The 12,518-nt window shown below is 34.0% G+C and carries 5 protein-coding genes; 1 reads left to right on the top strand and 4 read right to left on the bottom strand.

All coding sequences use genetic code 11. From position 1 onward, the window contains the following. The first annotated feature begins 21 nt into the window (after positions 1–21). On the top strand, positions 22–747 hold the full coding sequence (gene lipB, locus WHA43_RS10795) for a lipoyl(octanoyl) transferase LipB (RefSeq protein WP_105047053.1): 726 nt from the start codon (positions 22–24) through the stop codon (positions 745–747). A 40-nt stretch (positions 748–787) separates the two neighbouring features. Here lipB and WHA43_RS10790 read toward each other — a convergent pair whose 3' ends face one another. From WHA43_RS10790 to WHA43_RS10775, 4 genes are read right to left on the bottom strand one after another with little or no spacing between them, the layout of a single operon-like run. After that, a complete protein-coding gene (locus WHA43_RS10790) occupies positions 788–2,704 on the bottom strand; it encodes an OmpA family protein (RefSeq protein WP_105047052.1) in 1,917 nt (638 codons plus the stop codon). Positions 2,705–2,726: 22 nt separating this feature from the next. Beyond that, positions 2,727–3,650 carry a PorP/SprF family type IX secretion system membrane protein gene (locus tag WHA43_RS10785; protein ID WP_105047051.1) on the bottom strand — a complete coding sequence of 308 codons (924 nt, stop codon included), beginning with the start codon at positions 3,648–3,650 and terminating at the stop codon, positions 2,727–2,729. Positions 3,651–3,696: 46 nt separating this feature from the next. Beyond that, positions 3,697–12,099 (bottom strand): HYR domain-containing protein, encoded by an 8,403-nt coding sequence (locus tag WHA43_RS10780; RefSeq protein WP_340828301.1) that lies wholly within the window; start codon positions 12,097–12,099, stop codon positions 3,697–3,699. After that, positions 12,089–12,493, bottom strand: a complete 405-nt coding sequence (locus tag WHA43_RS10775; RefSeq protein WP_146104919.1) for a hypothetical protein — start codon at positions 12,491–12,493, stop codon at positions 12,089–12,091. Before WHA43_RS10775 ends, WHA43_RS10780 begins: the two co-directional genes overlap by 11 nt. Positions 12,494–12,518 lie beyond the last annotated feature (25 nt).

The raw sequence follows: 12,518 nt of genomic DNA, 5'->3' as shown, positions 1-12,518 counted from the left end.
TTACCTTTGTAGTCGCAAATTATGAACAGAACTATCAACCTTATTGATCTCGGATTTAAAGACTACCAAGAAGTGTGGGATTTTCAATCAGAGTTGTTGCAAGAAATTGTAAACATAAAGACAGAAAACCGAAAAAATCAACTTCAAAAAAGTACTCAAAATCACTTTTTATTTGTAGAGCATCCTCATGTGTACACCCTTGGAAAAAGTGGTGATATGAGCAATTTGTTGTTAAATGAGCAACAATTGGCAGCAAAAGGAGCTACTTTTTACAAAATAAACAGAGGTGGAGATATTACGTATCATGGTCCTGGACAAATTGTAGGCTATCCTATTTTAGATCTAGAAAATTTTTTTACGGACATTCATAAATACTTGCGTTTGCTAGAAGAAACCATCATTTTAACCATCGCTGAATACGGATTAAAAGGCGAAAGAAGTTCGGGTGAAACCGGAGTTTGGTTGGATGTAGGTACGCCTTTTGCTCGAAAAATTTGCGCCATGGGAATTCGTTCTTCACGTTGGGTAACCATGCATGGTTTTGCCTTGAATGTCAATGTAGATTTAGGCTATTTTGACAATATCATTCCTTGTGGAATTCGCGGAAAAGCAGTTACTTCTATGGAAGCTGAATTGAGAAAAAAAATTGATCAAGAGCAAGTAAAATCAAAAATATTGAAACATTTTAAAAACCTTTTTGAGGTGGAGGAGTTTGTGGCAAAAAAAAACTCAAACAAAATTGTTTGAGTTTTTCAAAACGAACTAAAAAATAAGGTTATTTGTTTAATTATTTTAACCTTATTAAAAATTCAATTCTTCTGTTTTTTTCATAATCTACATTAGTGCATTTTTTTGATAGCAAACAATCATTTATTGGCTTCTCTTCTCCGAATCCTAATGCATTTAATCTATCTTCTGAAATTCCTTTACCTACCAACCATTGCTTTGTTGCATTGGCTCTTTTAATAGATAATTTTTCGTTATAAGAAGATGCTCCTATACTATCTGTGTGCCCTATAATATCAATTTTAATTTCTGGGTACTTAATTAAAATATCAACAACCTTTTGAAGTTCTAGCAAGGCATCTTCTCTAACATTTGATTTATCAAAATCAAAATAAATATTATTTAATTTTAAAATATTTCTTAAATCTAATTGAGCATTCTCTGGTTCCTTTTCTTGTAAGGTAATTGACAATGTACCTGAATCATCAATTTTTAGCGGAAGATGAATTGGTTGATACTGGTCATTAATAATTTGTAGATGATATTTTTTTGATAAATCAACACCTGAAATTGTAACTACATTGTTCAAAGATTTTAGGGTTCCTATTAAGTTGTTATTACCATCAAATACAGAAACAGCAGTACTACCAATCAAATCAGTATTATTACTAGATTTTATAGTTAAATTGTAGTCTGATACTGTTGGTATAGAAAATCCAGTAAATTCATAAATATCATCTGAACTTGCGTTGTCTTGAATTCGGTTAGATGTTAAAAAGCCTTTACCATTAGATTGCTTGTATATCAAGCCAAAATCATCATAAGAACTGTTTATTGGTTTACTAAAAGTATATACTTTTTTAGAATTATCATTTAGATTTACATAATACAAATCCAATCCTCCTAAACCTTTTCTATAATCTGAAGAAAAAATTAATATATTATTAGAGGTTACAAAAGGAAATGTATCTCTCCCTTTGGTATTTATAGTAGAACCTAAATTTTCAGGTTCTCCATAAGTATTGTTTTTAATTGAAACTCTATACAAATCAGAATCACCAAAAGAACCCGGCATATCTGATGAAAAGTACAAATAATCTTCATCTGCACTCAATGCGGGATGAGCACAATTAAACTGATTACTGTTAAAGGGTAATTCCTCAATTTTACCCCATCTTTTCCCATCAAAAGTGGCTTTATAAATCTTTAGTAATACATTTTTTAAAGAGTCTGTTTCAAACTTAGATTTTAATTGATTGTTTCGAGTAAAATACATTGTTCTACCATCTTTAGTAAATACTGCTGATGACTCATTGTAAAGTTTGTTTACACTTCCTTTCAATTTAGTTGAGATCCCAGTTAAACTATCTGATACAAGAGAAGATTCATATAAATTTGTGTATGCCTCGTTATTCCATATTGATTTTATAGAATTAAACTTTTTAGTTTCTTTACTACTTGAAAAAACAATTTTATCATCTCCTAAATAAGATACCTTATAATCAGAATAAGGGGAATTAATATTAGATTTTTTTAAATTAATTGATTCAACAAGCAACACCTCAGGGCTTAAAAAAATAGTGTTTTTTACATTATTTTCAATCTTTTCTTGAGGAAATTTTAGTAACAATTTTGAATACATTATATCAGCTTCTCCATACTTTTTTGTACTTCTTAATACATTGATATATCTATAATATGTAGACAAAGAAACAGCATCTGTTTTCTTAAATAAAGAATCGTAGCTTTCTTTCGCTAACTGATAATTAGATTGTAAATAATATGAGTTGCCTAAGTTTTCAAAAATTTCTGCTGAACCAAGACCATCATTAACCAATCCATTATATAGTTTAATAGCATCAGCATATGACATACTATTATATTTAATGTTAGCTCTTGTTAATTTATCATCTTGACTGTATAAACAACTACTGATTGTTAAAAAACAAACGGCTATGTAATTAAAATGTATTTTCATGATTTAAATTGAGTTTTAATATTTAAAAAAATCTTGGAGATTTAAGTTTATCTGTTCTAAATACTTCATAGCGCAAAAACACTTCATGAGAACCAGAATTGAAACTTGATAAAGAATTTGTATCTAAATCATATCCATAACCCACAAACCAACTAGGATTTAATTGCAAACCTCCAAGAAAGCTAACTGCTGCATCTAAACGATAAGAAGCACCAATAGTAAACTTCTCATAAATTTGAAAATTTGTAGAAAGATCTATCTGTAAGGGTGCACCAGAAACAAACTTTGTTAATAATGCAGGTTTAAATACAATATCTTGGCTTAAGTCGAATAAATATCCAGCTATAAAATGATAGTGTAAACGTTCTTTAGACACTGAACTTACTGATGAATTTAAGTTTCTATTAATATGTCTAGTTTCTAATAAGTTGGGAATTGATAAACCTAAATAACTTTTATCTGAATACCAAAATAAACCAACTCCTATGTTAGGCGAAACTCGATTATTGATGTTATTCTGAGCTAAAACATCATCAGGGTTAAATATATTTAATCTCATAAAATCAACATTCAGCATATGTGCACTCGCCCTTAAACCAAACGCTAATTTGTAATCATAAGAAGTATTTATACTATATGAAATATCTAATGAAACTAGATTTTCTTCAACGGGACCAATAGCATCGTTCATAAAGCTCAAACCAAACCCTAAATTTGTTGAGCCTATTGGCGAATGATAAGAAAGCGCATTGGTGGTTGGTGCTCCTTCCAAACCCACCCACTGTGAACGTTGAGACAAATAGATACTTTTTGTACCTCTTGAACCGGCATATGCTGGATTAAAACTCAACGTGTTATACATATAATTACTAAATTGAGCATCTTGTTGTCCATAACTCAATCCAATAGACGTAAAAATTATGATAATAATTAATATTTTTTTCATTTCTTTTTAATTTAAACTATTGCTTTTATATTGCTAATTTGATGTATTATCTCGTTAAGTATAAATATCCTTTACGATCTTTCCACACACCTGATTCTGATTTATATCGTAAAATATAAAAGTATGTACCTGAAGGTAATAATGATGATCTTCCTACTGTAACTCTTCCATCCGATAATCCAATAAAATATCTTCCACTTTGACCATATCCGTTAACATCATAAACTTTTACTCCCCATCGATTATAAATCTCTAAAGTATTCTCAGGATACAACTCTATGTTTCGAATAACAAAAACATCATTGTCTCCATCTCCATTTGGTGTAAGCAAATTGAATATTTCTAAATCATCTGTAGAATTAGAATGATTATTGAATTCTAAATAATCTGCAATGCCATCTCCATCTGAATCAATTGGATTTATTGGATTTGGTCCAATTTCCTCTCTGTTACTCAAACCATCTCCATCACAATCAGCATCTAAATAATCATTACGAACATCCATTGTTATACTTGTAGGAATTGATGAACATGAATCTTGTGGGTTTGTACCGTCGATCTTTTCTTGAGCATTAGTAACTCCATCTCCATCACAATCTAATTGAGCTGAATCTACAATCACTAACATATTTATGATTGTTTGGTTTCCATGAATATCAGTGAAAGTATAAGTAACAGTGGTTTCACCTTCTTGAAAGAAATCACCACTCTCATGAGTTTTTGTAATACTCGAAATACTACAATTATCTGAAACCACAGGCTCACTCCAAAATACAGTAGCGCCACATTGAATTGTATTACTTATATAATTAATAGTATTAATTGCAGGTATACTCTCAACTACAGGCTTCTCTGTATCATTGATAGTTACTGTAAAACTACTGGTAATTACATTTCCATGAATATCAGTTGCTGTGTAAGTTACTGTTGTAGTACCTACTGGGAAAACGTCTCCTGATTGGTGTGAACTTACAAATGTTGCTATACCTGAATTATCTGTGGCTGTTGGTAACGTCCATGTCACTGTAGCTCCACATACTCCCAAATCATTATTTTGGGTAATATTAGATGGCATACCTGAGATAACTGGCTTCTCTGTATCATTGATAGTTACTGTAAAACTACTAGTAATTACATTACCATGAATATCAGTTGCTGTATAAGTTACTGTTGTAGTACCTACTGGGAAGAAATCTCCCGGTTGATGTGAACTTACAAATGTACTTACTGAACAATTGTCTGTTACTGTTGGTGCAGTCCATGTTACTACAGCTCCATTCAACCCTGCATCATTACTTTGGGTAATGTTCGATGGTGTACCTGAAACTACAGGCTTCTCTGTATCATTGATAGTTACTGTAAAACTACTGGTAATTACATTTCCATGAATATCAGTTGCTGTGTAAGTTACTGTTGTAGTACCTACTGGGAAAACATCTCCTGGTTGGTGTGAACTTACAAATGTTGCTATACCTGAATTATCTGTGGCTGTTGGTAACGTCCATGTCACTGTAGCTCCACATACTCCCAAATCATTATTTTGGGTAATATTAGATGGCATACCTGAGATAACTGGCTTCTCTGTATCATTGATAGTTACTGTAAAACTACTAGTAATTACATTTCCATGAATATCAGTTGCTGTATAAGTTACTGTTGTAGTACCTACTGGGAAGAAATCTCCCGGTTGATGTGAACTTACAAATGTACTTACTGAACAATTGTCTGTTACTGTTGGTGCAGTCCATGTTACTACAGCTCCATTCAACCCTGCATCATTACTTTGGGTAATATTCGATGGTGTACCTGAAACTACAGGCTTCTCTGTATCATTGATAGTTACTGTAAAACTACTGGTAATTACATTTCCATGAATATCAGTTGCTGTGTAAGTTACTGTTGTAGTACCTACTGGGAAAACGTCTCCTGATTGGTGTGAACTTACAAATGTTGCTATACCTGAATTATCTGTGGCTGTTGGTAACGTCCATGTCACTGTAGCTCCACATACTCCCAAATCATTATTTTGGGTAATATTAGATGGCATACCTGAGATAACTGGCTTCTCTGTATCATTGATAGTTACTGTAAAACTACTAGTAATTACATTACCATGAATATCAGTTGCTGTATAAGTTACTGTTGTAGTACCTACTGGGAAGAAATCTCCCGGTTGATGTGAACTTACAAATGTACTTACTGAACAATTGTCTGTTACTGTTGGTGCAGTCCATGTTACTACAGCTCCATTCAACCCTGCATCATTACTTTGGGTAATGTTCGATGGTGTACCTGAAACTACAGGCTTCTCTGTATCATTGATAGTTACTGTAAAACTACTGGTAATTACATTTCCATGAATATCAGTTGCTGTGTAAGTTACTGTTGTAGTACCTACTGGGAAAACATCTCCTGGTTGGTGTGAACTTACAAATGTTGCTATACCTGAATTATCTGTGGCTGTTGGTAACGTCCATGTCACTGTAGCTCCACATACTCCCAAATCATTATTTTGGGTAATATTAGATGGCATACCTGAGATAACTGGCTTCTCTGTATCATTGATAGTTACTGTAAAACTACTAGCAATTACATTTCCATGAATATCAGTTGCTGTATAAGTTACTGTTGTAGTACCTACTGGGAAGAAATCTCCCGGTTGATGTGAACTTACAAATGTACTTACTGAACAATTATCTGTCACTGTTGGTGCAGTCCATGTTACTACAGCTCCATTCAACCCTGCATCATTACTTTGGGTAATGTTCGACGGTGTACCTGAAACTACAGGCTTCTCTGTATCATTGATAGTTACTGTAAAACTACTGGTAATTACATTTCCATGAATATCAGTTGCTGTGTAAGTTACTGTTGTAGTACCTACTGGGAAAACATCTCCTGGTTGGTGTGAACTTACAAATGTTGCTATACCTGAATTATCTGTGGCTGTTGGTAACGTCCATGTCACTGTAGCTCCACATGCTCCCAAATCATTATTTTGGGTAATATTCGATGGCATACCTGAGATAACTGGCTTCTCTGTATCATTGATAGTTACTGTAAAACTACTAGCAATTACATTTCCATGAATATCAGTTGCTGTATAAGTTACTGTTGTAGTACCTACTGGGAAGAAATCTCCCGGTTGATGTGAACTTACAAATGTACTTACTGAACAATTGTCTGTCACTGTTGGTGCAGTCCATGTTACTACAGCTCCATTCAACCCTGCATCATTACTTTGGGTAATATTCGATGGTGTACCTGAAACTACAGGCTTCTCTGTATCATTGATAGTTACTGTAAAACTACTAGTAATTACATTTCCATGAATATCAGTTGCTGTGTAAGTTACTGTTGTAGTACCTACTGGGAAAACGTCTCCTGGTTGGTGTGAACTTACAAATGTTGCTATACCTGAATTATCTGTGGCTGTTGGTAACGTCCATGTCACTGTAGCTCCACATACTCCCAAATCATTATTTTGGGTAATATTCGATGGCATACCTGAGATAACTGGCTTCTCTGTATCATTGATAGTTACTGTAAAACTACTAGTAATTACATTTCCATGAATATCAGTTGCTGTATAAGTTACTGTTGTAGTACCTACTGGGAAGAAATCTCCCGGTTGATGTGAACTTACAAATGTACTTACTGAACAATTGTCCGTTACTGTTGGTGCAGTCCATGTTACTACAGCTCCATTCAACCCTGCATCATTACTTTGGGTAATGTTCGACGGTGTACCTGAAACTACAGGCTTCTCTGTATCATTTACAGTTACATTATAGGAACATTGAATAGTATTTCCAGAGGCATCTGAAACTGTATAAACTATATTTGTAATTCCTACATTTAAAGTTAAAACATTTGGAAAATCATTACCATTCAAAATAGTAGCACCAGATGTTTGATAAGTTACAGAAGATACTGTACAATTATCTCCAGCAGTAGGAGTGATAAGATTTACTAATGTACTGCAAGATCCTGGCTGATTATTAACTGTAATATCAGTTGGACAATTTGTAATGACAGGTAACTGTGTATCAGTTACTACAATAGTAACATTACAAGAAGTTGTATTTCCACTAGAATCTGTAGCCGTAAATGTAACAACTGTAGTACCAACAGGGAAATTACCAAGAATAATATCTCCTAAATTGGTGAGTGCTACATTATTGTTTGCAGATTGTGTTCTACTTACAATCCCTACATTGTCTGACCAAATAGGTTTTGCTATCGAAACTAGTGCCACACATGAACTAGGACCTGCAATAAAGTTATGAACTGAATCACAAGCATAATTATCTACTGAAGGATCGTTTGGAGAATCCGTACTCGAAACTACTGGAAAAATAAGATCTTCAATAGTAACAACTGCATTTGCTGTCGCAATGTTGCCTCCTTTGTCTTCAACTGTTAACACCACAGTATTCAAACCTCCATTTGCCAAGTTAGTACCATTAAAAGTATTAGGTGAAACAGATATTGACTTAATTTCACAATTATCAGTAGATCCGTTATCAATTTGTGAGGGTAAAATGGTAGCAACTCCGTTACCGTCAAGTTGAATGGTAATGTCTTTTGCTAATGCTACCGGAGCTATAATATCAAATACAACCTCAAAAGTAGTAGTCGAAGTTTGATTTAATTCATCTGTCACAGAAATTGTAATTGTAACTGTTCCGGATGAACCTGTAACAGGTGTAAAAGATATATTTTTTGTACCTCCTGTTCCTGTAATATTGATGGAATTATTTGTTACAATATTTTGATTGTTAGATACAGCTGTGATAACTAGATTATCAGCAGTAGTAATGTCATCACTAATTGTAAAACTCACGTTTGAAATAGACTGATCTGCACAAGCAACTATATTTGTTATTGCTGTTATCGTTGGATCTAAATCATTTAAAATGGTAATTGTAAGTGTTTGAGAGGTTGGTGCTCCTTGCTCATCAGTAGCTGTAATAGTAACCTCATATGTATTATTCTCTCCAAATACTGGTGCAGTAATAAAAGTTAAAGCCCCTGTAGATGCATCAATAGAAAATAATGCTTGATTTGCACCACCTGTAATTGACCATGTTACAATTTCATTCGCAGTATAATTATGAACTGAAGTTAAACCTTCAAACATACTTAAAGTTGCAGTTGCACCAGTATTTGATGATGGGCCTGTAATTACAGGAGCCACATTTGTTTGTAATGGTGGTTCATCAGTTCCAACATTACTACTTCCTGTAAAGGTACATCTACCTAGTACAGTACCAGTTTGAGGATCAACAAATTCAAGAGTATAATTCCCTCTACTTGGCAAGTTTACACCATAAAAACAATAGGTTGCTAAGGTACTTTGACCAGAAATGCTATAGGGTGATGCAGGACCAACCTGAGTGTTTGTTGAAAAACCATCAATCCAAACATTACTAATAGCTGGTGGGTTTAATGGCTCAGTACCTGTAGCCCACTTAAAAGTAATATTTCCAGTTTTAGGTGTGGTAGGAATTACTGCATACGGTGTATTCACAAAATTAGGTGCAACAGGATTTCCTCCTACACCCGCACAAACACCTGTATTATTCCCGTTATTTCTATTTTGAATCTCAGCACAAACTAATGGTGCAAACGGAGTAGTAAATGTTCCATCTGAAGTAAGGGTCGTGCCATTAGAATTGGTTGCAAAAGCGTTATAATAATATTGTGTGTTTTGAGCCAAACCGGTGATACTAGCATTCATGATACCAGTAGTCCCAACAACTGTGGTTAAATTGGTTGATGGATTGGGCGATGTACCATAATAAAAACCTCTTGAGGTTACAGTAGCTCCACCATCACTAGTAACATTTGCAGATAAGCTAACAGTAGTTGAAGTTAAATTATTGTGGGTTAATGTGGTAATAGTCGGATTAGAAACATCGGGTACTTGATAGCTAAAAACCGCATCAATGTATTGCTCATCACAATCGTTGGTTACCAATTGCATGGATGATTGATATGTACCTGATTTTGTTGGTATAATATTTAACGTAATTTCTACTGATTGCCCTTGAGGAATATCTATTGGAAATGTTGTATTAGGAATGCTTAAAAATTCCGCGCCAGTTCCAGAAAATGTAGCTCCACTAACTCTTAAGCTATTCAAACCTGTATTTGATATTGTATAACTAAAGGTTGAAGTTGAGCTTTTTGAAATAGTACCTACTTGTTTTGTGGTACCAGAAACAAAATTATTGGATTCATGCACCACTCCAACTTCTGGAGCCGTATCATTTGAAACTACAATAATATCGGAAATAGCACTACACCCAAATAAATCTGTAATTCTAACTTGATAATTACCAACGGTCGTTGGTTTGAAAGTTCTAAGTGTAGCATCTGGTATATCAGTACCATCTTTTATCCACTGATACAACGAAGACTCTGCAGCTTTCAATTCAACAGTACCACTACACAAATAAGCGGTACCATTTGGCAATACTTCAATACTTGGGTTTTCATTTACAGTAACTTGAGTTTCTAACGAAGTTCCAGAACATCCCCCTGAGTTGGTAACCTGAACAGAATATGCACCAGTAACTGAAGCAATATAAACCCTATTAACAGCACCATCAATTGCAATACCGTTTTTAAACCATTGATAACTATCCCCTTCATTAGCATTTAATTCAACAGTACCACCGGAACAAACAGTCGATTGACCTTGGGTTATAATAGCCGCCTGTTTAATAGTTACTATTGCAGTAGCGGTACTTATATTGCCTGCTCTGTCTCTAACTGTTAAGGTAACGGTATTGTCACCCACATCATTACAGGTAAATACCGTTTTATCTAAAACTAGCGTATCTAGACCACAAGCATCACTTGACCCATTGTCTACCATTTGGGGGGTGATAGTTACTGTACCATCAGTTCCTAATCCAACTATGATATCTCTTGTAATTGCATTAGGAGGAGTATTATCAGTGCCTACACTTTTATTCACAAAAATTCTTATACTTCGAGACGAAGTTCCTGAAAGTGCAATGTCTGGTATAAAATCCCCATCCATATCCCCAACAACAATTCCAGAAATTTCTCCACCTCTATTATCCGTATAATCGATTCGATCATCAAACTTTACTGAGTTTTGAACATCCTTACTTCTATTAATATAGACAGAAAATGCAGACGATCCTGAAGATCTAGTAATGATATCTGGATAACCATCACCATTAGCATCTCCAAAACCTATTCTATAATTTGATGCAGGACTTAATTTATTATAAACCAAATCAAAGGAAACATTTCCTGGAACCGAACTGTTTCTCCATACTGCAATAGAAGTATTTCCGTTAAAATTGGGAGAAGCAAAATCCATTTTCCCATCTTTATCGAAATCTGTCATCACCAAACGGTAAGGGTAAGTACCAACTCCTGCCTCGTTTGGATTGTCAGAACCCCAAGTCTCCATTGTTTCAAACTGTGGTGTAGAAGAGCCAGCTGGTGTGATATTACGAAAAGAAACTCCTTGATTTGAATTTCCAACAGAACCAAAAAAATCGGCCTTACCATCACCATCAATATCAGATGCACGAGCACCCGTAACATTTCCTGTTTGATAACCTGTTGTTCCAACTTGCGATGTTGAAATTCCAAAATTTCCAGGACCAGTTGATGTATTCAATCCAACTTTTAAATAATTGGATGAACCAATAATATCAACTTTACCATCTTGATTGATATCTGCTACTGTAATTTGATAACTAGATACTTGAGTATATGTGATACTTGGCCCAAAAGTCAATGTACCTCCAGGGGTGGCTGTGGTATTGGGGTAAATCCTAGTGTTGGTTACAATATCTAAAAATCCATCACCATCCATATCAGCTATTGCAACTGAACTCCCTCCGCCTGCAATATTTAAAGCGGTGAAATTCAAGTTGCCAGGGGTACTATTATTCACAGCTATAGAAACACCTCCAGTACCCATACTAATAACCTCTGCTTTTCCATCTAGATTTAAATCGGCATACTCCATATTATATGCACCATAAGAAATTGGTAATGTATACGGAGTTGAATCTTGATAAGTAGTTGCATCTACAACACTTTCACAGAAAATTCCGTTAAAAGTTTGTTTAGAATATGCAGTAAGATTATTGTCTAAATTTGTAATAGAAATAGGACTGTTTGTTGCGCCCACAGGAACCTTTACTGTAAGTTTACCAAAAGAAGCAGTCATAACTTCTCCTTTAGTTGCCCCAAAAAAGACACTATTTTTTTGCGCATTTTGATTGAAATTTGCACCCGTAATTTCAATAATGTCACCTATGAAAGTTGTTTTAGGATTAAAATCATTAATACTAGGTCTACTCGTTTGACCTAGTATGGATAAAAACATGAAATGTATAGCTATAAAAAATATTTTTTTGCCAACTGTATTCGAATGTATTTTAATTTTCATAATCAAATTTTAATTTAATTGTTTTAGTACTATTATCTCTCGTCCAATCTAAAATTGATGAAGCATTGTATGTTACATTAGAGCAATCAGATATTTGCATTTTACCATACTCATATGACTTTTTGGGAAAATTAAAAACCTCTGATTTTCCATTATTATCGGTAATAGTAATTTGAAAGCTGATTTCTAAATTTTTTCCATCATGATTTTCATTAAATGTAGTTACCAATACAGTAGGAGTTCCTTTACAGTTAACAACTTTAACTGTTACATCAAAGTGTGAAGGATGCTCAAATCCAACTGGAGGATACAGAATTTCATCATTTGCATTGTTTTCTTGAGAATAAATCATTAATGATGATAAGACTAATAATAAAGTAAATACTTGTTTCATTTGTTGTTGTTTAAATAGAGTTTTT

Source organism: Polaribacter gangjinensis (assembly GCF_038024125.1).
Taxonomy (GTDB): domain Bacteria; phylum Bacteroidota; class Bacteroidia; order Flavobacteriales; family Flavobacteriaceae; genus Polaribacter; species Polaribacter gangjinensis.
This window is presented reverse-complemented; position numbering and strand designations above follow the sequence as displayed.